21 protein-coding genes and 2 pseudogenes are annotated in these 23,417 nt (G+C 38.3%); 10 read left to right on the plus strand and 13 right to left on the minus strand.

Annotated features, from left to right (window positions below; genetic code table 11):
- Positions 1–433 (plus strand): M48 family metallopeptidase (locus IIC38_02745; protein ID MCH8124866.1); only part of this gene is annotated, 433 nt, incomplete at its 5' end.
- 74 nt (positions 434–507) lie between these two features.
- Here the strand turns inward: IIC38_02745 and IIC38_02750 are convergent.
- Both IIC38_02750 and IIC38_02755 read right to left on the minus strand, forming a co-directional pair.
- A complete protein-coding gene (locus tag IIC38_02750) occupies positions 508–822 on the minus strand; it encodes a helix-turn-helix domain-containing protein (protein ID MCH8124867.1) in 315 nt (104 codons plus the stop codon).
- Positions 823–846: 24 nt separating this feature from the next.
- Positions 847–1,180, minus strand: a pseudogene (locus tag IIC38_02755) (type II toxin-antitoxin system RelE/ParE family toxin).
- A gap of 404 nt (positions 1,181–1,584) precedes the next feature.
- Between IIC38_02755 and IIC38_02760 the strand changes: the two are divergent.
- The 5 genes from IIC38_02760 to IIC38_02780 all read left to right on the plus strand — a co-directional run bounded on the left by IIC38_02760 (position 1,585) and on the right by IIC38_02780 (position 9,594).
- Complete coding sequence (locus tag IIC38_02760) at positions 1,585–3,558, plus strand: SpoIIE family protein phosphatase (GenBank protein MCH8124868.1); 1,974 nt, start codon at positions 1,585–1,587, stop codon at positions 3,556–3,558.
- Between the two features lie 119 nt (positions 3,559–3,677).
- Positions 3,678–6,251 (plus strand): hypothetical protein, encoded by a 2,574-nt coding sequence (locus tag IIC38_02765; protein MCH8124869.1) that lies wholly within the window; start codon positions 3,678–3,680, stop codon positions 6,249–6,251.
- Positions 6,252–6,581: 330 nt separating this feature from the next.
- Positions 6,582–7,226 carry a DUF47 family protein gene (locus tag IIC38_02770; protein MCH8124870.1) on the plus strand — a complete coding sequence of 215 codons (645 nt, stop codon included), beginning with the start codon at positions 6,582–6,584 and terminating at the stop codon, positions 7,224–7,226.
- A gap of 18 nt (positions 7,227–7,244) precedes the next feature.
- On the plus strand, positions 7,245–8,294 hold the full coding sequence (locus tag IIC38_02775) for an inorganic phosphate transporter (protein MCH8124871.1): 1,050 nt from the start codon (positions 7,245–7,247) through the stop codon (positions 8,292–8,294).
- Positions 8,295–8,349: 55 nt separating this feature from the next.
- Positions 8,350–9,594, plus strand: coding sequence for a M20 family metallo-hydrolase (locus IIC38_02780; protein MCH8124872.1), 1,245 nt, complete (start codon positions 8,350–8,352; stop codon positions 9,592–9,594).
- Between the two features lie 151 nt (positions 9,595–9,745).
- On the opposite strand, the gene IIC38_02785 is transcribed toward IIC38_02780, so the two are convergent.
- From IIC38_02785 to IIC38_02815, 7 genes are all read right to left on the minus strand, one after another.
- Entirely contained in the window at positions 9,746–10,762 is a 1,017-nt protein-coding gene (locus tag IIC38_02785; protein MCH8124873.1) for a helix-turn-helix domain-containing protein, read from the minus strand.
- 83 nt (positions 10,763–10,845) lie between these two features.
- Positions 10,846–11,433, minus strand: coding sequence for a septum formation inhibitor Maf (gene maf, locus IIC38_02790; protein MCH8124874.1), 588 nt, complete (start codon positions 11,431–11,433; stop codon positions 10,846–10,848).
- A 252-nt stretch (positions 11,434–11,685) separates the two neighbouring features.
- On the minus strand, positions 11,686–12,129 hold the full coding sequence (locus tag IIC38_02795; protein ID MCH8124875.1) for a D-tyrosyl-tRNA(Tyr) deacylase: 444 nt from the start codon (positions 12,127–12,129) through the stop codon (positions 11,686–11,688).
- Positions 12,130–12,915, minus strand: coding sequence for a geranylgeranylglycerol-phosphate geranylgeranyltransferase (locus IIC38_02800; GenBank protein ID MCH8124876.1), 786 nt, complete (start codon positions 12,913–12,915; stop codon positions 12,130–12,132).
- Between the two features lie 43 nt (positions 12,916–12,958).
- Entirely contained in the window at positions 12,959–14,122 is a 1,164-nt protein-coding gene (locus IIC38_02805) for a PDZ domain-containing protein (GenBank protein ID MCH8124877.1), read from the minus strand.
- An 81-nt stretch (positions 14,123–14,203) separates the two neighbouring features.
- Complete coding sequence (locus IIC38_02810; protein MCH8124878.1) at positions 14,204–14,758, minus strand: RNA methyltransferase; 555 nt, start codon at positions 14,756–14,758, stop codon at positions 14,204–14,206.
- Between the two features lie 15 nt (positions 14,759–14,773).
- Complete coding sequence (locus tag IIC38_02815) at positions 14,774–15,040, minus strand: amino acid permease (GenBank protein ID MCH8124879.1); 267 nt, start codon at positions 15,038–15,040, stop codon at positions 14,774–14,776.
- A 206-nt stretch (positions 15,041–15,246) separates the two neighbouring features.
- On the opposite strand from IIC38_02815, the gene IIC38_02820 reads away from it, so the two are divergent.
- The gene (locus tag IIC38_02820; GenBank protein MCH8124880.1) at positions 15,247–16,452 is read left to right on the plus strand and encodes a DUF819 family protein; all 1,206 of its coding nucleotides are present in this window, start codon (positions 15,247–15,249) and stop codon (positions 16,450–16,452) included.
- 448 nt (positions 16,453–16,900) lie between these two features.
- Positions 16,901–17,305, plus strand: a complete 405-nt coding sequence (locus IIC38_02825; GenBank protein MCH8124881.1) for a hypothetical protein — start codon at positions 16,901–16,903, stop codon at positions 17,303–17,305.
- 195 nt (positions 17,306–17,500) lie between these two features.
- Here IIC38_02825 and IIC38_02830 read toward each other — a convergent pair whose 3' ends face one another.
- The 4 genes from IIC38_02830 to IIC38_02845 all read right to left on the minus strand — a co-directional run bounded on the left by IIC38_02830 (position 17,501) and on the right by IIC38_02845 (position 21,459).
- On the minus strand, positions 17,501–18,487 hold the full coding sequence (locus IIC38_02830; GenBank protein MCH8124882.1) for a DUF1028 domain-containing protein: 987 nt from the start codon (positions 18,485–18,487) through the stop codon (positions 17,501–17,503).
- A 319-nt stretch (positions 18,488–18,806) separates the two neighbouring features.
- Positions 18,807–20,168, minus strand: a complete 1,362-nt coding sequence (locus IIC38_02835; protein MCH8124883.1) for a M56 family metallopeptidase — start codon at positions 20,166–20,168, stop codon at positions 18,807–18,809.
- 186 nt (positions 20,169–20,354) lie between these two features.
- Positions 20,355–20,735 carry a BlaI/MecI/CopY family transcriptional regulator gene (locus IIC38_02840; GenBank protein MCH8124884.1) on the minus strand — a complete coding sequence of 127 codons (381 nt, stop codon included), beginning with the start codon at positions 20,733–20,735 and terminating at the stop codon, positions 20,355–20,357.
- A gap of 109 nt (positions 20,736–20,844) precedes the next feature.
- The gene (locus IIC38_02845; protein ID MCH8124885.1) at positions 20,845–21,459 is read right to left on the minus strand and encodes an energy transducer TonB; all 615 of its coding nucleotides are present in this window, start codon (positions 21,457–21,459) and stop codon (positions 20,845–20,847) included.
- Between the two features lie 508 nt (positions 21,460–21,967).
- On the opposite strand from IIC38_02845, the pseudogene xth reads away from it, so the two are divergent.
- Positions 21,968–22,720 (plus strand): annotated as a pseudogene (xth, locus tag IIC38_02850) (exodeoxyribonuclease III).
- 29 nt (positions 22,721–22,749) lie between these two features.
- Positions 22,750–23,403 (plus strand): phospholipase, encoded by a 654-nt coding sequence (locus IIC38_02855; protein MCH8124886.1) that lies wholly within the window; start codon positions 22,750–22,752, stop codon positions 23,401–23,403.
- Positions 23,404–23,417 lie beyond the last annotated feature (14 nt).

Here is a 23,417-nt window from a genome sequence, read left to right on the forward strand (position 1 = left end):
TGCACCGCCTAAAGTGGTTGTGAAAAATAAAACCTATATAGACCTTTATGTAAGACCCGAAACACCGATAGCCAAACGGCATGAAATAATGAAAGAGTGGTATCGTGAGGAACTCAAAAGAATAATTCCTGAACTTATTGAAAAATGGGAAAAGCGAATGAATTTAAAGGTCAACGACTGGCAAGTAAAACTCATGAAAACCAAATGGGGTTCATGCAACATTGAAAAGAAAAGAATTTGGCTAAATCTTGAACTGGCAAAGAAACCCATTCATTGCCTGGAATATATCATTGTGCATGAAATGGTGCACTTATTGGAGAGACATCACAACGACAAATTTCTTTACTACATGGCCACCTATTTACCCAATTGGAAACAACTAAAAAAAGAATTGAATAAATTACCGGTAAGTCATGCAGATTGGAGTTATTGAAAACACACATAACAAATCCGATGTAAGAACAACCCAAAAATTGGGGTTGAGCTTCGTATTACAAACCAGCGTAATCAATCGCTTGAGATAATACCTGCAATATCTTGTTTTGTGGTGCCCAAAGCCAGCAGTGATTTTATGAGCAAGTCTATCGAGACAGAGGGGTCGCCGGATTCCATTTTTGCGATGCGGGACTGGTTAGATCTCAGAAGTTTAGCCAGTTCAATTTGAGTCAATTTCTTTTTCAGCCTGCGCTTTTTAAGGTTTTCACCGAGTGTCAACTTCAATTCAATGTAGACATCCTCCAGTTCGCTAAGCCCAAGAAATTCTTTGGCTGAACCGATGCGCCAGCCCTTAGCTTCAAGCCGTTTTCTCTTGGTGGTGTTCATATCAAGTATTCCTTATATTATAATTTAAGCTGAATCGTAAAGTTTAATTCTTTGCTTGCAAATTTCAATGACCTGTTTTGGAGTTTTTATTGGTTTTTTTATCGAATACTAGTAAAATTATGATTGCATCAGAATCTAATCGATAAATAATTCGCCACGTTAAGTTGTTATCGTTGATTCGCAACTCGTGACATCTTGTACCGACAATCGGCATGGGTCGTGAATGTGGCATCGATAGTATTTCTTCAAGTTGAAGTTTTCGCAGTAAAAATCCAGCTTCAAGACGCGCAGATTTCGAAAACGGCGGTGTTTTAATTTCACCGTGTAGCCAAACAACTGGCTTTTCAGGTACATGCATAGTCTATTATATGTCAGATATGGCCTAAAATCAACAGTAAAGTTATCGGCAAATATGGCTAAACGCTTACCTGAAAATTATCGCTTAATACCCTCCAACACTTCCACAATCCTTCAGACATAAATCTTTTCAGCCAGTAATCCCATAGAGTGAACCATTACTGAAATACAACCCGTTCAGCTTGCTTACAAGTCGCTTACTCAACCAATCCTTTTGAAACCAGGTTTGATTTATTCAGTTAAAAACTCTGCTACTTAAAACTGGAATTAATCCAATATATTTTCCAATATTAGGGTTTAATTGCTTATAAAGCACTTCCAGCTTCATGTTTTTAATTCATTTTCGTGAAAACATAATGAAAATCATTCGTAATTATATGAGAAGTTATTTTTTTCTGAGATTTAATGATCCTAGGTAAATTGAAATTCAGTTTAAGATTAAAACTCATCCTTTTAAGCACGATCCTTGTCACAGTTATTATGGCAAGTGTGACTTTTTTCTTCACGATTCGCGAAATAGAATCCAGGCGTGTTGATGTTGAGAACCAGGTGGAACGTATTGCGCGTAATATTGCAACCATGCAGCTTGTAGATCGCCTGGATTGGAGTATTTATCAAAATTATATTACGAAGCTCATCACCGTGGATGAAGACATCATCTATATCGCAATTTATGACGACCGCCTGGATTTACGCGCGCATTCATTAAATTTGAATTTAGTGGAGGTTGATAATAACGGAACCATCTCCAGAAGACGTCAAGAGGAAATTGTCCAACGCCTGGATGAGGGAGCTGTGGCAATCGAAAGTCAAGACGATATGCGAACCCAGACTGTTAATATACAATCTGGCGATCATGTTTTAGGAAGCGTCCATGTAGGGTTCTCGCTGATCGAAATTAATAATCATTTACGTGATGACATCATTCGAAATGTGTCCATGGCTTTGTTCTTCCTGGTGATTTTTGGCACGCTATCGGTTATTTTTAGCAGGCGTTTATCTAAACCTCTTGAACACTTGAGCGCTGCCATGGATGGAGTTAAGGCAGGCGATCTGGACCACAAAGTAAAAATAGTCAATCGTGACGAAATCGGTAAGCTGGCTGCGAATTTCAACGATATGGTGGATGGCTTACGGGAAAGACGAATCATTGAAAAACTTGGACAAGAACTTGGAGCGACATTTCAATTGGATCGCTTAGCCCTTTTGATTCGTGAAAGGTTGAAAGGAGTAATAGGGGCTAAGGGTGCAATTTTATTCTTGCGTGATAGGCAAAATAAAAATCTTTTTTACGAAATTAATCCGGAGCAAAATTCGGATGAGCCCCGCGCTTTAAAACTTGATGATCCGGTTCAAACGATCTTTTTAGAAAATTCCGATGGATTCTTTCTGAAAATGGCGCCAGAGATTGTTCAAAACGCTTTTTCAAATCCATTTCGGGATAACAATGACCTGGTTATTCCAATGAATATTAAGGGTGAACTATTTGGCTTGCTGGTGTTTGAAGGACAAACTGAAGAGAACCAAGTCGATAGAAAGCGACAGCATTTTGCCTCTATCCTCGCCAACCAGGCTGCGCTTGCTTTGGAAAACTCACTTCTTTACGATGACTTACGGGACCAAGAAAGACTGAAGCACGAACTGGAAATAGCTCGTGATGTTCAGAAAAAACTTTTGCCAAGTGAAATGCCGGTACTTCCCGGATTTGAAGTGGACAGCACATGTATACCTGCAAATGAAGTTGGCGGCGATTATTATGACCTCTTCCGTATGGATGAAGACCGCATGGGTATTGTTATTGCTGATGTAAGCGGGAAAGGGGCCTCTGCTGCTTTTTACATGGCAGAAATTAAAGGAATGATGATGTCTCTCGTCCCCATTCATCGATCCCCGAAAAGCTTGCTAGTAGACCTTAATCATAAACTATATCAAACTTTCGAGCGTAACATCTTTACCAGCATGATTTATGGAATCTTAGATTTTAAAAAAAACCAATTTAATTTTGCCAGGGCTGGTCATAATTCACTGCTTCACATCCGGGCTGATGGATTTTGTGATTTAATTACTCCTCCCGGCATCGGGTTAGGGTTAGATTCGGGCAGGCTATTCGAACAACAACTAAAGGAGGTTGAATTAATCTTAAATCCCGGCGATTCATTTTTATTGTTTACAGATGGACTGACAGATGCAATGAATTCTAAAATGGAAGCATACGGCGAAGAGCGCCTCATTGAAACAATATGTAAGAAGCAACATTTGGACGCATCCCATATTTGCAGTTATATTTTGCGGAGTGTGCAAGATCATGTAAATGGCCACGACCAGCACGATGATCTGACTATGGTTCTGGTTAAATGTTTGGCAGAATCCAATAATTGAATTTTCACATAAAATTCAGGCTAAAGTTCTGAAACATAGCAAATGCAAAAACGTAAACATCAAAGATTGTTTAAACCTGACACATTGAAATATTCTCATTTATTTTACCAGGAGATTTAATGTTTAGAAATACTTTATTATCCAGCATAACTGCTCTCATTCTTTTGATCCTTTTAGGATGCAGCAGTAACGAATCTCGTAAAATTAAACTTGCCGACTCAGCTGACGATGAAGCAACGAACGTTCTTACCGCTTCCAGTGTTTTGCAAGTCGAGCCTGAAGATCAGCGAAGTATTGCCATTTTATTCTTCGACAATCAAACCGGTGATGCGAATCTTGATTGGCTGCGACGAGGAATCTCCGAAATGTTAGTCACCGATCTCACTCAATCACCTTATTTAAATGTATTTAATACCCAGAAAATACAAGAGCTTCTGGTACAATCGGGCGAAGAAGTTCCAGAAAATATTGACTTAACCTTAGCAGCGAAAGTTGCACGTAATGCAAAAATAGAAACTTTACTGACAGGAAGAATTTATAATGAATCCGGTGAACTTGTTATTGAAGTTGAACTGCGAGATGCTGAAACAAATAAACTCATCCGCAAGGAAGTAACAAGAAGCCCGGGCATGGAACAGATATTCAGCATGGTTAACGAACTTTCGCAAAAGGTAAGAACGAACCTGCGCGGAGATTTAATTGCCCAGGCTGATCCGGAATATGACCTGTCCGATATGACGAACTCCATTGAAGCCTTCCGCTGCTACACCGAAGCGATAGAAAATCAAGAGAAGTTTCTATATAAAGATGCGGAAAAGTGCCTACTGCTAGCGATTAAAGCCGACACTTCATTTGCGGCTGCTTACCTACGATTGGCGCAAATTAATTTTTCTCAACGAAAGACAGATGAAGGAATTCAAGCTTTGAAAAAAGCTCGACAATTCGCTGATAAACTTTCAAAAACAGATAAGCTCCACTTAGAATTGTATGAATACGAATTTGATGGTGATATAGAAAACCTGATGAAAACCATGGAGAAATTTGTTGCTCACGCGCCCCAGGATGTCGATACCAGGATGCAGTTAGCAACGATGTACAAATATATTGGCTCTAAAAAAGCTCTGAAAGAATTCAAGAAAATTCTGGATATAGACCCTGCGCGAAAACTTGCTTACAATGAAATTGCTTATCTTTACGCTGACCGAGGCGACTTAGTTACTGCCTTAAAATTTTTGGATAAGTATGAAGAACTAGCGGTAAACGAACCAAACCCCCATGATAGTCGCGGCGAAATTCTCATGCGCGCCGGCCAATTAAGTGAAGGTGTGCCCCATTTAAAAAAGGCATTAGAAATCAGGCCCGATTTTGTTTCTTCCGCCGAAAATTTAACTCTTATATTTAGTGAATTGGGAAATCTTGACGAAGCTCTCATTTATTCAAACGAATCGATAAAACATGCAAGAAGCGATCTTACCAAAGCAAATTCTTACGCAAACCAGGCAAGGATTCTATGGCGCTCAGGCAAGATTAAGAAAGCTGAAAAAGCGATTGAAAAAGCGTTTGATACATGGCCAAAGAGTATTTATCCAATCATAATCGCCGGTGAGATGTACCAATCTATTGGTGACACTATGACCGCCAGAAAAATATACCAATCATTTTTTACAAAAAATAAAAGCGCTGTCACGAATAGAGAATGGAATCTTCAAGATATTGCGCAATATTTAACCCTGAGTATGGAAATCGACCTGCCCCAAAAAGAAGTTGTTACAGTCCTTGAAGATCTCATTGAAAGTGAGCCCAGTCCCTTCTTACGAGATCAATTTAAACGAGTACTTGCGACAGCTTACCTGCGAATGGGAGAGACTCAAAAAGCCACTGAAACGATTGCGGAGATTGATACTAAATTTCTCACATACCTGACTAAATTTAAAAATCGAGGCTGGAATTCTGGAGGATGGAAGTATATGAGTGAATGGATTGATCTGGCGCCAGTGACTGACTCAACCGATTATTCCGATTGTGGATATCTGTACGATATCGCAAAAGAAGCCGGCAGGAAAGATATTGAGGTTATGGCAAGATATATCTATGCTCAGTACCTGGGGAAATTTGGCAGAAAGGACGAGTTAGCCAAAGAGTATAAAGCGTTGGGAACACCCCTGGAAGAAAATTGGTCTGTTATCGGGCCTTATCCGAACGATTCCGGATTTAACACAGTTTTTCCACCCGAAGAAAAAATAGGCCAAAAAGAGAGTTATCCAGATTCTGAAGATGAATTGAAATGGCGACCGGCGGTCGATGGCTCGTATGATGGCTATATCAATTTGAAAAAAATATTTGGCAAATCATCCTGGTCTGTGGCTTATGCAGCTCTTTCAATTCATTCACCGGATAAAAGGGTCGTACAAATACGTTTAGGCACGGATGAGGCAGGTAAGTTGTGGTTCAATAATGAATTGGTCTGGCAAGCATACCGCTTGCATGATGAAGCGTTAGACCACGATATCGTCAAGGTGGTTTTGTGGCCAGGTGATAATAATTTGCTGCTCAAAGTAACCAACAGTATTCAAGAATGGGGATTTTATTTACGAATAACAGATAAATACGGAGATGGATTCAGCGATATCCAGCTTCATCCTCCCGGTGAAGAATCAGAGCAAGATATTGCTTTAGAGCATTTCGGTAAGTAATCTAAAATCCGGGGTCGTTGCACTTATCGATTGTCCTCTGTATCTCTCCATTCTACTTTCTTAACTTGCATTTTCATTCCATTTGGTTTATTAAGCTTGATTGATAACTATTTAGTTCTTTATCTTAATAATCCGCCAACTTTTTCATAAAGGAAATAAATTAAGGCTCATCATGAAAATGATTTTGTCGCATTTGAAACTTGAATCCAAGTCTTGTTCATGATGTTAATCCTGTCTTAATACTTTTAAGAAAAAGTACACATTATTATTTTATTATGATGATCCATAATTAATTATGAACTTGATTGATTAAATCCATGAGGATTAGAAATGCTTCTGCCATTTAAAAAAACCAAAGAATTAGAAATGCAGATTGATGAATATTTGGATTGTGTTGTAAAAGGCGGTTTATTGTTTAAGCAGGGACTAAAATTCTACCTTCAGGAAAAATTTGAGGATTTTGAGGACCGGTTAAAATCCCTCGATCAGTGCGAAAGCCAGGCGGATGGTTTGCGTCGTTCAATCGAAAGTCAATTGTACATTCAAACTTTAATACCAGAATCTCGTGGAGATGTATTAGGACTGCTCGAAAGCTCGGATCGAGTTCTAAATTTGACTGCCGAGACTTTGTTGGAATTTTCAGTTGAGACACCGAATATTCTTACAGCCATACGTGGGATGTTATTAGATCTGGCTGAAGCCTCTATCAATTCATTAGATGGAATGGTGCTGGCTATTCGAGCCTATTTTAGAGATTTAACTGCGGTTCGAGATCATATTAGTAAAGCACAATTTTATGAACATGAATCAGATAAGCTAGCTGAAAAAATTAAAAGAACTGTCTTCAAAATGGATATTGAATTGAGTCATAAAAGCCATATTCGCTATTTTGTGCTCAAAATGGAAAACATCGCTGATCGAGCGGAGGACGTTTGTGATCGCATTTCAATTGCGGCAATTAAACGATACATGTGATACCGGAAAGCATTGATAATGATCTGGTTCTTTTTATTAAGTGGATTGTTTTTAGGGTGGTCTTTAGGTGCGAATGATGCGGCCAATGTTTTCGGAACAGCCGTTGGCACACGCATGGTCAGGTTTAAGGTTGCAGCATGTGTTGCCAGTATCTTTGTAGTGATTGGAGCGGTGGTCAGCGGTGGAGGAACTGCTAATACTCTTGGAAAGCTAGGTGCGGTGAATGCCATGGCTGGTTCTTTCACGGTTGCTTTGGCTGCAGCTGCTACAGTCACCTGGATGACTAAATTGAAGCTGCCAGTCTCAACTTCTCAGTCGATCGTTGGAGCAATTATCGGATGGAATCTTTTTACGGGCTCGGCGACAGATTTACAATCACTAACAAAAATAGTTTCGGCCTGGATTATATGTCCGTTATTAGCAGCACTGTTTGCAGTTGTCTTATATAAAATATTTTATCAATTCTTTCGAAAATTTAAGATACATTTATTAGAACAAGACCTCTATAACCGGCTCGGATTACTGCTTATTGGGGCTTTTGGCGCTTACAGCCTCGGCGCTAACAATATTGCTAATGTAGTGGGAGTATTCATCTCCGCATCTCCATTCAAAGATATTGAAATATTGGGATGGGTTATTCCAGGAACTCAGCAGCTTTTCTTGATAGGAGGATTAGCCATCTCTGTAGGTATTATTACTTATTCTCGACGAGTCATGGAAACGGTAGGAAATGAATTGTTTAAACTTACACCTTTAACAGCCCTTATTGTAGTACTCTCACAATCATTGGTTTTATTTATTTTTGCCTCACAAAGTATCGAAAATTTTCTCTTGAGTAATGGATTACCGACAATTCCTTTAGTGCCGGTATCCAGCTCGCAAGCCGTTATTGGCGCAATTCTCGGTGTTGGATTAGCTAAAGGCATATCGAGGATAAAATACGGTGTCCTGGGAAAGATTGCCCTCGGTTGGATAACCACTCCAGTTGTAGCTTGCATCCTTACTTTTATTTTGTTGTTTTTCGTAAAAAATGTATTTGAGTTAAAAGTAGTTCATGGTATCCAATAACAGTTCGCAGTTTTTTTTACATTTCAAATACAAAAAGACTTAGAAAGACTTCATGATGATCCTGCATCCAGATTTCGACCGATTGCAAAAGAGAATAGAAACTTATGGTGATACGGCAATCGAATATCAAACCAGGTTGACAGCTATTCCAGCGATTGGACCCGAGAACGGCGGCGAAGGAGAAGTGAAAAAAGCCGCTGAAATTAGAACGATATTACAAGAATTAAAAGCCGATAAAATTGAAGAAATTCAATGTACTGATAATCGAGTTGCAGATGGTTACCGGCCAAACCTGCTCGGCTATTTTAATGGTAAGAATTCTTCCCGGAAAATTTGGATCATCTCACACATGGATGTAGTTCCTGAAGGTGATCGAAACTTGTGGGATCAGGATCCTTTTACCGTTCGGGTTGATGGAGATAAGATCATCGGCAGAGGCGTAGAAGATGATCAGCAGGGTATCGTATCTAGTTTATTAGCTGCAAAAGCGTTGCGAGAAGAACAGGTTTTACCCAATTACGATGTTGTCCTGGTAATGGTAGCCGACGAAGAAACCGGCAGCAAATATGGCCTCAGCTGCGTTTTGAAACGTAAGTTGGAAGAATTTGGCGAACAGGATTTGATCATCATACCTGACGCCGGGAATGCTGATGGTACCATGATTGAAGTTGCAGAAAAAACAATCCTGTGGCTGAAATTTACGATTACCGGCAAGCAATGTCACGCTTCTCAACCAGAACTGGGCATTAATGCACATCGTGCTGGGGCGCATCTCATCGTGAAATTAAATCGGTTATATGAACAATTCCCCGAGCACGATGAGCTTTTCGATCCGCCGATCTCTACATTCGAGCCAACGAAGAAAGAGGCAAACGTCGATAATGTCAATACGATACCCGGAACGGATATTTTTTATCTGGATTGTCGAATTCTACCAAGCGTCTATTTCAACAAGGTCATTTCTGAAATAAAGCGACAAATCGAAGAAACTGAAACAGAATTTGGCGTTAAGATTTCAGTAGACTTACCCCATAGCGAACCATCGAATCCAGCAACCCCCCATGATGCACCGGTTGTTAAAGCTTTGCAAATTGCTGTTAAGGCAGTTCATGGCCGAAAAGCAAAACCGATGGGAATTGGCGGAGGCACTGTTGCGGCATGTGTTCGGGGGAAAGGATTCAATGCGGCAGTTTGGTGCACCAATAAAGAAACTGCCCATCAACCCAATGAACACTCCCTAATTCCAAACATAATCGGAGACGCCAAAGTGTTTGCCCATGTTTTTTTGCAGGACTTTTAGGTGGTTATGAAAAACCGATTTTTACTTGCAATTAAAGAAAAAAATAGCAAATAAATTTTTAAGAAAAGAACTATGCCTCTCTGTTAGTTTGTCTCTTTGTCTCTTTGTCTCTTTGTCTCTTTGTCCCTTTGTCTCTTTGTCTCTCATATATTTATTCTTGCTGAGGAGGCGGCTGTGGCCGTCGAATTCGTCGTTCGGTGATCCCCTGGTTGGTTAAAACCAACTTACTAACGATTTCCGCCGCTGTACCTAATTTTCCAATCGAATCCGAATTGACCCAAAGAAATAATCCATCTGCTCGCCCTATTCTTAGCTCAATTTTCTCATTCGCTTCAAAAGTTCGGTCTCTTCCCGGTGGGAAAATATATTCAGTTGTATCATATTCATCTCTTACCATCCGGAACCAGGTTGATTCTGCAGCAACAACACGCAATTTTACTTTTTCAGGGATCCTGATGAGTTCAATCTCCGGTTTTTCAGTTTCTGCTTTTTCGAGATTTTGCCGCCTGGCTTCAAAAACAGTGATTTTTTCCACCGGTTCATTTGATGAATTGACATTCTCTTTGCTGATATATTGGATATAGACATAAATGATTCCGGCAAGAATAAGTAAAACCAAAGTTCCAAGTATTAGCTCTCCCTTATGTTCAGAAAACCACGTTAAAGACTTCTTATCTTTAGACTTTGGCGGTTTAGCAACAAGTTTAGAGCTCTTTTCTATTCCTGGCTTTTGACCTTCTTTTTCTTGAACTGTTATTTTGCTTTTGGCAGTTTTTTTCTTAGGCTTTTTTATCTCTTTTGAAACGATTGTTTCATTTGGAACTTTTGACTCTTCTAATTCTTTTATAGCTTCTTTTATTATTTTTGCATTATTTTGCTTATTAATTACAGATTGATCTTTATTCTGATTAGCATTATCAACTACTGTTGGTTTTTCAAATTCAGCGTAGTAAAGCGCTATTAATCCCGACTCATCCACTTCTACAATCAGGGCAATCGATTTAATAAAACCAATAATGACAGGCTTGGGAAAGAAATCAAATTCACCATTTTCCATCTTCTTCAGAAATTCTAGTTGAATTTTGGTTTTATCATTTAATTCAGACAACTTCAAATTTTTATCTAATCTAGCTTTGCGTAATTTCCGGCTTAATGCTTCGAAGCTCAACGAGTTCTCCTTATTACAAGTGGTTTTTTTGCTAAAACGATTACCTATTATATCGGGTTACTTATATAGTTCATTACTAAACTCTAAGCAGAAAGAAATTTCTGTAAATTTAAATAAAAGCAGGTCAATGGGAAACCCATTACATTATAATAACACCCTTCAATCCTATCCACAAATAAAGCGCTGCGATCCTGGATTCCATAGGCACCTGCCTTATCTAAAGGATTATCATTCTCTACATAAATTTCAATTTCATTATTCGTTAATTCTCTGAAAGAAACAACCGTGCTTTCACAATCCGATATTATCTTGTTGTTATCCGAGTCTACTATGGCAATTCCAGAATAAACCACATGCTCTCTGCCACTCAGATTTTGCAGCATTTGGCGTGCAGCAATTTTGTCAATTGGTTTGCCAAGAATTTCCTGATCCAAAACAACAACTGTGTCAGCTCCTATTACAATTCGATTTTCTGTTTTAGCCGCGACATTTTTTGCTTTTTTAATTGCCAGATCCGTTGTAAATTTCTTAGGAGAAGTTGTCTTTGAATTTTCTTCTATATCGCTGGGAATAACTTCAACAGTAAAACCAACCTGGTGCAACAATTGCAATCGTCTTGGGGATTGAGAAGCCAACACCAATGGTTTTGGTAATTTTAAAAATGAATTCATAGAATGTTTAGTTAACCAGTTAAATTTTATATGTTATGTTGTTTTGGTGAACAGATGCTCGATTTTTGATGCTAGTTTACTAGATTCTAGATGCTGGATACTTGACAAAAAAAGTTCAAATAACAAAATATAAATTACGAATTATAATTTAATTTTCAAACGTGGAATACTGCTTTTTGTTAATTGATTTCCGGAATTTAGAAACCAGGATCAAGCATCGCATCAATACTTATTGTTTAAAGCAAAGCTTCCTCAATTTTTACTATCCAAAATAATCGTAACCGGGCCATCATTGGTGAGGCTCACTTTCATATGAGCGCCAAATTCACCTACCAGCACTTTCAAACCGGATTCTTTCAACAGTTTTACAAATTGATTAAACATTGGCAATGCTTGATGAGGTGGTGCAGCCTGGATAAAACTTGGCCGGCGTCCTTTGCGAGTATCTGCATGCAAAGTAAATTGAGAAACAACCAAAATTTCGGCTCTTAAATCATTAACGGAAACATTCATCTTTCCTGCATCATCCTCAAATATTCGCAGGTTTACACACTTTTCTGCCATGTATTTCATATCGGTTTCGCTATCATCATGGGTTATACCAACGAAAAGCAATAACCCTTTCCTGATTTCAGCAATGATTTTGCCATCGATTGAAACATTCGCAGACTGAACTCGCTGTAAAACAACTCGCATTTAGTTGATCATGACTCCACACAAAATGGCAGCCAATCCGACAACCATGTCAGCTTTTAGCATATCACTTAAACGATGTAAATTTTGTGTCGAAGAATCTCTCCACAATGAAAAAATAACAAAAAGTAAAAATAAGTCAACCCCAAAAACTACTACTATTAAATAAACCTTACCAAAAATTCCAAGAATAAAAGGTATAAAAGTGACTGGAATTAGCAACAGAAAAATGGCAGAAATTAGCCATCTAGAAGGATTTATTCCATAGGTTATCGGAAATGTTTTTATTTGATTCTTCCTATCTCCAGGGACGTCTTCAATGTCTTTCAAAATCTCGCGACCAAGATGAAAGAAAAACGCAAAAACAGCAGGAATAAATGCCATCCCTATTTGTTCTACAGCAACACCACCATAAATAAAAGCCAAAGCCGATACCAAACCAACCACCAGGTTACCCGAAAGAATGGTTCGTTTTAACCGGTAACTATAATAGAAAAGCAACAGTGAGGTTGCGCTTGCAATCAAAACCGCAAGTGGATTAATCAATAAACTTAACCCAATCCCCAGCCCAAAAAGTAAGAATGACCAAATCCGAGCATTCTGAGGTGAAACCAATCCTGCAGGCAAAGGCCGGTCTGGTTTGTTAATACGATCTATATCGCCATCAAAAAAATCATTGATTGTATTGGCTGCCCCGGTGATGAAACCACCCGAAAAACATGCTAAAAATAATTTTGAATAGAGGGGGATACTGCCTGCAACCAATGCGCCTATCGCGATACTGCACATCCCGATAAGCACATTGGTCGGCCGAAGTAGGATTAAATATGGTTTAAATGTAAAGGGTATGTTCTTTTGTGATTTTTCTATTGTATTCAGGTTTGAACTCGAATTGGTTTAAATCCCGTAGATTAAATTTAAAATCATGTAAACGATCTTGTAAATGATCCAGTTTTTCTTCTAGCTTATGATGGATTCCCTCTTGAATCAAATGATCCAAATCATAATGAAAGTTAAAATTATCATTAATTTCAAAATTGATTCGATCATGGATTCTATCATTCATTCTTTGTATAATTTTATTTCTGATGATAATACGTGGCTCTCCATCACGAAGCCTGATTATTATATTATTATCCGGGGAGTGCATCCTACTCCTAAAATTAAAAATATGGGGGGCTACATTAAATCCCCCAAAACTATGATTCGATTCACCTAACTCAACAGTAATTTTTTGTTCCTTACCGGATCTAACCACGGTTATTTCGACTTCCTCACCGGAATCGTAATCACCCAAAATTTCCAAAATATCATCCGTAACCTCAACTGATTCACCATCGATTTTTGAAAGAATATCGCCGGGTTTCATTCCTGCTTCTTCCGCCGGGCTATCTTCTTCCACATCCGTGATTAATACGCCGTCCTCAACATCCACATTAAAATATTTCGCTAAATCCTCATTCATGTCTTGCATATGAATACCAAGATATGGGCGATTTAACCCACCGAAAAATACACTAAATGGTGGTTTGCTATACTTGTCTCCAGATTCATCATCATCAAAATTGTAGGAATAGAAAAATTGGTGTTCATCTTCCTTATCTTTGTAGCTTGCCAGTTCAACCTTAATAGTTTTATTCTTGCCATCATGAATCACTTTAAGTGATAATTTATCTCCCGGTTTTTTCTTACGGATTAATCTTGTAAAATGCCGGGGACCTTTCAAGTCCGAACCATCCACAGATAGGATTAAATCTCCTCTTTCAAGATCGACAAAATCTGCCGGTGAATCATCAACTACATAACTGATTTGGATTCCCTCATTCCGCCCTAAGTCATACTCTTTCTTATTTTTCTTTGAAACATCTATTACCGAGACCCCTAACCAGGGCCGGTCTTTGTCCTTGGAATCGATTCGCTTAAATGCAAATCCAAGACTACCAATCGCAAAAACTACAATCACGATCCACATTGGATGGATATATCGTCCTTTCATCTTACCTCCGTAATTATTTTTCATATTTAAGCATATTAATAAGACGATACATCCTCACAAGTTGTTTTAAACTAATTGAAGTTAATTAAAATATTTGAGAATGCCTGACTTTTTTTGCTGTTCTAAAATATGGAATATTACGGTTCCAAAAGCTACCCCGACATTTAAGGAATGCTTAATGCCAAACATCGGAATTTCAATTGCGTAATCTGCTAGTTTTACTACATCCTCACTGATACCTTCAACTTCGTTGCCAATAACAAGGCACAAAGGGGAAGGATAATTTAGGGCGGTATATTCGACACAAGAATCCGTATGCTCCAAAATGATGATGGGAATATTATTTTGCTTTAGTTTATGGACAACCTTAACTGCTTCTTTATGGTATTCCCAGGGTACGGTTTTATCCGCTCCTAATGCTGTCTTGCTAATCTCGTTTCTTGGCGGTTGGCCGCTAAAACCACAAAGGTATAGCTTTGATATTCTTACGGCATCTGAAGTTCGAAAAATGGAACCCACATTGTGCAGGCTACGGATGTTTTCCGCAATCACATAAATAGGGAATCTTCCTTCCCTATCTATCTTTTCTTTATCAAAGCGTTGATCAAATATTTCTTCATATGTTAATTTTCGCATTTCAAAATTCCGGATTTAAATCAATTCACTAGGTTTCAAATGATCTCTTCCCATCGCCAATGGATATCGCGACGCACCCAAAATTCCGGCATTCGCTACCGAAAAGAATGAAAGAAAAGCTGCAGCGGTCATTACCATCCCGCCCAAATTGCCCCCGAAAATTCGAGCGGCATCAGAAACGGGCGTTAAGCTGCCAGCCAGTTGTTCGGCAGGCAGAACTCCGACCATGACAACAGTACCAATACCGTAGATAATTATAGAACTTCCCAACGCCAGGAACATACCTAACGGCAAATTCCTTTCCAGGATTTTTGACTTCTTCCGGCACACTAGTGTTCATTTTAATCTGTTTCAAAAGGCCAACTCAGAAAATTCGATGGATTTAAATTAACTTATCAATCCATAACCAAATTTGTAACTTGTATTTACCATTCAATCTTGTTAAGTTTCAAGTGAAAATTACACAATTTTATTGATAGGCTAAAATTATGATAACAGATCCGATGGCTATTTTTGCAGTTTGTGCAGGAATTTGTGCACTGGTATTTTGGTCAACCGAACAATCCTGGGCCAAAAAATTTTACAAAATCATTCCGTCCATTGCTCTAATCTATTATATCCCAACTTTTGCCACAACATTTGGAATATTGCCATCCTCGTCTCCGGTGTATGTCTGGATGAAAGATTACTTATTGCCATTCAGTTTGTTTATTTTGATGATCACTACCGATTTGCCTACCATTTTAAAAATTGGTCCAAAAGCCCTGGCCATGATGGCAATTGGGACACTAGGCGTAGTAGTCGGGGGACCGGTTGCCCTTTTGATATTCAAACAATGGGTACCTCCGGATACCTGGAAAGGATTGGCGGCATTGTCGGGAAGCTGGATTGGCGGAGGAGCTAATTTCGCTGCAATTAAAGAATCGGTAGGAGCCCCGGATAGCATAATCGGTCCTATTATCATTGTTGATACTGCCGTTGGCTACACCTGGATGGGAGTGTTATTGTTTTTAGCCAACCACCAAAAAGGTATAGATCGTTGGAACAAGGCAGATACCCGAGTATTAGAAGATTTAAACCGCCGGCTAAAAGATTTCCAGAAAAACCAAATGAAACCGATCTCTCTGCCGGATGCTTCCGCAATTATTGCCATTGGCATTCTTGGTGCGGTGGTGTGCCAGTTCCTGGCTGGAATCGTTTATGGTATAACAGACCCGTTCTTAAAAGAATATTTGCCAACTGTTGCAACGATTTTCTCCAAATTTACCTGGACAGTAATCCTGATCTCCACAATTGGCATCCTATTATCATTCACTCCTCTAAAAAAAATTGAAGGTTCCGGCGCTTCCAAATTAGGGTATGCAGCTTTGTATTTGTTCCTCACTTCCATCGGCGCAAAAGCGGACCTGGCCGGTATAGCCGCCGCGCCTATTTTATTGGCGGTTGGAGCTGTTTGGATTATTATTCACGTTTCATTTTTGATTATCGGTGCAAGACTACTCAGGGCGCCTTTGTTTTTGCTGGCAGTGGGAAGCCAGGCAAATATCGGTGGGGCTGCCAGCGCACCGATTGTTGCGGGCGCTTATTACCAGGCCATGGCGCCAGTTGGATTACTCATGGGAATTTTTGGCTATGTTTTAGGTAATTACGCCGGTTTACTGTGTGCTTATTTTCTGCAATTGGTAGGTGGGTGATTTCCGATAAATCTGTTTCTTTGATACAATTTAGCAGCTTTCAGTACCTCAATCGACAATTTACTATCGAATTGTTGAAGTATAAATCCTAAAACCCAACATCGAACCTCTAACTTCTTATATTCAATAGTACTCAGGCTCATTCTTCTTGGTTTATTTCTGATTATACGAATAGACCTGGCAGGTTTCAAACTCAATGTTATAACGAAGGTTGGCTTTCTTAGTAAAAAAACCTGTCAGGACTTTTGATTCAATCCCAAATTTCGTTTATGTACCTCAGCAACATATCATAGTTCTATCTTCGAAAAGCCAAAGCGCTAGATAACTTTAGCTCACTTTAGGCAATTAATGCGCTTTGAGCACTTTTATGCAACCTTACAAAAAATTCACCGTAATAATTACACCATAAGTAATTTTAAACCCTTAACTAAATGAAGGAGGTATTGCTATGAAACGCGTCGTAACATGCCTTGTTATTTTCGCTTTAAGCCTCGTTGTTATCGGGGCAAATCCCGTTTATTCCCAGGAAAATGTCGACTGGGTAAGTTTCAGTAAAAATCTTGCCGCGAATTTAGCTTCGGAAAATACCGGAGTAAAGCAGTCGGCGATGCAGCTCATCATCAAATATAGTGACAAACTGGAACTTGATGATGACTCAATTTTCGAACTTGTCAGAGTCTACCGTTGGGAAAAAGATGTTAAATACCGTCAAATGGCTTTAGTTACTCTACATAGTTTGAAGGACAAGTGGGCCATAGAGTTTATTAAACAAAGCTATAATTTTGAATATGATCCGGTTCTTAAACACACCATAGCGGCGATGGTTTTGGAATATCAATCATCGGGTTCATAAATTCTTTTTCGAATGTGAAAAACTTGTAACCCTCGTCTTCATTCAGGATTCGAGGGTTTTTTATTGAGATAAAAAAAAGCCGCTAAGTTTTTACACCCAGCGGCTTAAGCAATTAGTATTGCTATGAAACGCGTGGCACAATATACAATCTTGATTCTTTATTGTCAAGATAAAAAATGAAAAAATCACAAGCCTTTATTTAACTGTCGACAGAATCCTATCGATTAAGGTTTTATCATCCGGGAGTAAACCGGAATGAGGCAGTCTTGGCGTTAATGTGTACCAGTTTCTATCTTTAGTAAACACTTCTTTAAAAATGGGTAATGCTTTCTCAATTTGCCCGGCACCCACCATCGTTATCGCCTGCCAATACATAACTTCCAGATTATTCGGCAATAATACACCGGCTTTAGCATATTCTTCCAGCGCTTTGGCTGCATCGTCATTGGAAAAGTACTCGTCTCCCTTATTCATGTGCTCAAATGCACGATGGACATTAATCAGGCGCTTTAATTCCTTTATGGGTTCCGGATGATCCTCAATTCGTAAATCTATGATCTTCTCCCGCCAGGGAGCGCCTCCTGATTTACCAGGAACAACCAGAATAGCTGCAGATTGGCGACCCCGGATATCCCCCCCTTCATCCTGTGCGGCTTCCAATGATGCCATTAATTTGTCAACCAAATCTCCTTCGGTTGACTCATAAGCCTTTGACATAGCACTCCATACAGTATTTTTTTCCATCAAATTTGCTTGAACGGAGTATTGGTTACCTTTCAGGTCGCCCGCTTCGATGATACATTTGGCGCCTGTATGAACAGCCACATTGCCATGAACGTCAACCATTGCTACCTGTCTCACATCCGCATTCGGATCGATGCTCAATAAAGCCGATAAAGCTTCAGGCGCAGTTTTCCCGGCACGCATTAGCTCCAATCCCAACGGACCATAGGAAACTTCAATGAATGATTGTGTAGCAACCGCCCCTACTCCGGCTTCTGCCCAGGAAACAAGCGAACCAACCGAAAACCAATGGGACTGAACTGCAACACCAAGATCCCCGGTTATAGAGTCGCGAGCGACAATAGAATAAGTACTAACCGGCCGCCGGGGAACATCCTGGGCCAACGTACACGATACCAAAACTAGAATACTAAATTTGATGAATAAAGCCTTGCGCATAAAACCTCCTCACAGAATTGATGGATTATACTAATTGATTATTTTAACCTACAAATTAAAAATGTGATTTATTAAGCGCAAGGACTATTTAACTAAAAGTCCAAATGAAGTAGTTTTCGCAGGTTAACATTGTTATACTTTGATAAATTGGATTTTGCCAACCTGCAGAGGCGAAGGTGCTTTTTATTTAACGTGAATCCGACATAATTCCATCTCTGGTAAAATATGTATTATTATCAGTCTTCGAATTCGCTCAGGCTGCTTAATTTGCTTTATGGTGACCGGGAGTCGAGCCATGAACCATTATGTCGAACTTACATTATTTATCTAATTTAAATATTACAGGAATTCTCACCCTGACTTTAACAGGTCTACCCTCTTTAGCAGCTGGTTGCCATTTCACTTTTTTTATTGCTTCCGCAGCCGCTTCATCACAGCCATTATCTCCAAGTGAATTCAAAATTTTTGTATCAACCACAGCACCGCTTTCATCAATTAATGCTTGAACTACAACTGTTCCTTCTATTCCTGCTCTTCTGGCAATTTCAGGATAATGCAGATTTTGTTGAATAGCTTGGAAACCACCAATGGGTGCCGGAGCTTGGTCGAATTTCTGAAATTCCTCAGAATTTATTTCCTTTTTTAATACAGCCTCATTTTCCACTAATGGTTGCTGAATCTCTGAGCATCTCACATTCAACATTGAAATACCAAAGGCTAAACAAACAAAAAGGCCAATGAGCATCTTTTCAGTTAAATTCAGTTTCATCATAATTTTCTCCTTTTGATTGATTAAATATTGAAATCTTTGAATAAGGATTTTGTTTGTTTGATGGAAGTAATTAACAGCATGAGAAAACATGCCAGATCTAGATGATTGATCGATAAAAGATATCAAAAGCTTACTGTAAGTCAGAGCAGTATTTTGGGAATTGGCTAGTACAAAATCATCACAAGTTCTCTCGCGAAATTTATTGATTTGACGATTGGTTATCCAAATAACAGGATGAAAGAAAAAAACAATCTGAGCTAGATGTTGAATTAACCCAACTAAAGAATCTTTTCGCTGTATGTGTGCGAGTTCATGTAGTAAAATGGCTTCCAACTGATCGTTCTGCCAAAACATCGCACTGCCTGGCAGATAGATTTTGGGCCGAAAAATTCCGGCTGTAAATGGAATGGGTATAGTTCGATTTAACATTAATTGGATTTTATTTTTTTCGAATTGTTTTTTCAGGTTTGCAGGGATGTATTTTCGATAGAATCTTGTGGAGTCTCCAAGTTTAATATAAAATTTTACATTTTTGAAAACCAGGTAAATGAGAAGGCCAATTGCCACTAAAACCCAGAAAATAAACAAACAACTTTGAAGCGATAACTGAGTATCTTCAACACTGGCATCCAACGCTGTAAGTGTCAAAACAGGGTAAACTATTTCAGGAATCCACTGAGTTTGATTATTAAATGGAAAATTAATTGAAGGAGGCAGCATTATTTTTAGTAAAACCAATGACCATAAGCAAAGCAAAAAAATGGCAGATCGATTATGAAAGAAAAAAGACAAAATCGCAATTAGCATTGCAAAAACTGTCAATTGGAAAGAGGCATTTAACAGAAACTCCAACCAAACCCCTGAAATCTCATTGATCCACATGATTGCTTCTGTATAATTCTTAAACATAGAGTAGTCCCTAAAGAGTATTAGTCACTTCTTTATATTTATTTTGAAATAGCCAATTTATAAAATAGAATCTTTTTTGATTGGATCTTGGGCGAAGAGGTTATTGGAATTTGTCCAAAATTGAACCAGTGTTATCATTAAAATGAAGCTAAATAAACTATTAAGAAATACAAACACAGTTACCTCCTATTGCTGAGACTCTCGCTTTTTTATCAATTCTTTAATTTGATCAATATCCTCTTTTGATAGATTTCTGGAATCCACTAAGTATTGAGCCAGCAAGCCGAATGATCCGTTAAAAGCGCGACTCACAAAACTTTCTGTAGCCTGTTTTATAGCTTTGGTCTCCGAAAGACTGGGTTTATAAAAATTAACCAATCCAATTTTTTCTTTTTTGAGAACCTTCTTTTGGACCAGACGATCCATGTACGTTTGGATTGTTGTGTAGGCCTTCTCTTTGTTCGGATAACCTTCCTGCCAGACTTCTTTTACCGTAGCTGTTTTTCTCTTCCATATGATTTTCAATATTTGCCACTCAGTTTCTGAAAAAAGTTTAGTCTTTTTCATTTAGCTCCTACGTTTATCGTTAATTAACTACTACTGTAGTAGTATATAATAAAAAATATCCAATGTCAATAAAAATATTTAAATTTAAAATAAAAATTGGGATTAAGAATCAGAAACGTTTCACTAATCGAAATTTGAAAGGGATCGTCACCCAATCTTGAACGGGTTTTAAACTTCGAATTGCCGGTTTCCATTTTACCTTTTTCATGGCAGTCAAGGCTGCTTCGTCACAACCCCCAAATCCCAATGATTCCAGAAATTTCCATTTGACAACTTTACCCTCTTCACTAATCAATGCTTTAATTACAACTTGTCCTTCAATTCCTGCACGACGAGCATAATCGGGATATTTCAAATATCTTTTAATTGCGGCTAACCCGCCGATCGGTTCCGGATCAGAATCATATTTTTTGAGTGCCGGTTTAGTAATTGTTGGGGGGGTGGGTGGTTCCGGATATTCTTCATCAAATAATAACTCGGTTTCCTCAATGGTTAAATCATCGGGAATTTCAGGATCATCGGATGGTATTGGTACCTTTGGTCTAACGGGCGGCGCCTGACGTATATCTATTTTTGTGATGGGTATTTCTTCTACGATTATTGATTCTATCTTATTCTCACTTGGATTATTTTCTTTATCAAATTTTTTAAACGCCTGGAAAGACACAATTATGATGATTAGAGTTAATACCAAAGATTTTTTTATTAATTGAAAATAATTCATTTTAAAACTTGAATTTTTATTAAAACTTGGACTCATCATATAAATGAAAACTTTTGAATATTCTTAGTAAATGACATGACTAATAAAACTAATGAAATCCAGAGATTCTTCTCCGCCTACTGGCGGATCAGGATGACATTTCGCCAGTTATGTGTATTCTGTAACAGCCTGTAAAAGCCAAGTGTTAATGACAAAAAAACAATAGGTTATAACCTTTCAACGGTTCCAAAGCAATAACCTTTTTCATTTATCATTTTAAAATCTTGTTCATCTCGTCTTAATACTTTTGAAGAATAAGTACCCATTACTTATGATGATCTAAAATTATTCAAATTTTCTCTCGATTTAAAATTCGATTTGTTATAAACTTGTTTAATTCATGAATTGCTTGCAATGGATTGTGAATAATCCAGGTTAACTTACTTTGATTCTAAGGTAATATTTTAGAAGTTTCAATATTTATTAATTTATTTTTCAATTTTCTAGCTAATTTAAAATTCTCATCTAAATGAAATTAATTTCCTGGAATGTTAATGGAATCCGGGCTGTGATTAAATACGGTTTCTTGGAGTTTTTATCAAATCACGATCCGGATATCATTTGCCTTCAGGAAACTAGGGCTGATTCAGATCAAATTGAATTAAACCTGCTCCAATACCATCAATATTGGAATCCTGCTGAAAAAAAGGGCTATTCCGGTACGGTAATATTTACAAAGATTAAACCAATCCAAGTCAATAACGGAATCGGAATAAAAAAACATGATCAAGAAGGAAGGGTTATCACATTAGAATTCCAGGATTATTTTTTAATCACTGTTTACACACCAAATGCGCAACGAAAACTACTGCGACTAGGTTATCGTACAAAGGAATGGGATGTTGATTTTTAAGCCTATCTAAAAAAACTAGAAAGGGAAAAACCCGTTATCTTTTGCGGTGATCTTAATGTCGCTCATAAAGAAATTGATTTAGAAAATCCGAAGACCAATAAAAACAATGCGGGATTTACAAAAGAAGAAAGGACCGGTTTCGAGAATTTGATCAATGCAGAATTTATTGACACATTCCGAGAATTTGAAAAAAAGGGCGGGCATTATACCTGGTGGAGTAATTTTAGTAACGCACGCCAGAGGAATATAGGCTGGCGCATTGATTATTTCTGTATATCATCATTGCTACGCAACCGCCTAATAAAATCATACATTCTTCCTCAAGTGATGGGATCGGACCATTGTCCGATTGTAATGGTTTTAGAATAAAGAAATAAATTAATTATTCAGGTTAATGAATGGCCGCCCAGGAACATCACATTCGCATCTCAAAAACTGCTAGGTATTATGTTTTAGGTAACCAGGATTCATCGGTACAGGAGGTTTGGTTTGTCTGTCATGGTTATGGTCAGCTAGCTTCATTTTTCATTAAGCATTTTGAAGTTTTGGAAAATAGTCAGCGATTAATCGTGGCGCCGGAGGCTCTTTCTCGTTTCTATTTGGAAACTCCGGATCGAAGAGTTGCAGCAACCTGGATGACAAAAGAAGATAGAATAAACGAAATCAAAGATTATGTAAATTATCTAGACACCCTTGCCAAAGAAATATTATCCAAAACACAAAATATTTCTGTAAAAGTTACAATATTTGGTTTTTCCCAGGCAACAGCTACTGTATGCCGTTGGGTTGCCCAGGGAGATATACAACCTGACCACCTTATTTTATGGGCCGGTCGAATCCCCCCGGAACTTAAACTGAGAAATAATAAACATATTTTCAAGAATGCCAAATTGACATTTGTGATTGGAGATAAAGATGAGTACGCAACTCCGGATATTATTAATGAAGAAAAATTGCAGCTAGAAGAAAGTGGAATCCTCTTTCAGTTTGTTTCTTTTACTGGTGGCCATCAAATAAATACGGAAGTCCTAAAAAGTATTTCAGGAATTTGAAGCTGAGACAATCA

The sequence above is a fragment of the candidate division KSB1 bacterium genome (assembly GCA_022566355.1).
Classification (GTDB): Bacteria; Zhuqueibacterota; JdFR-76; order JdFR-76; family DREG01; genus JADFJB01.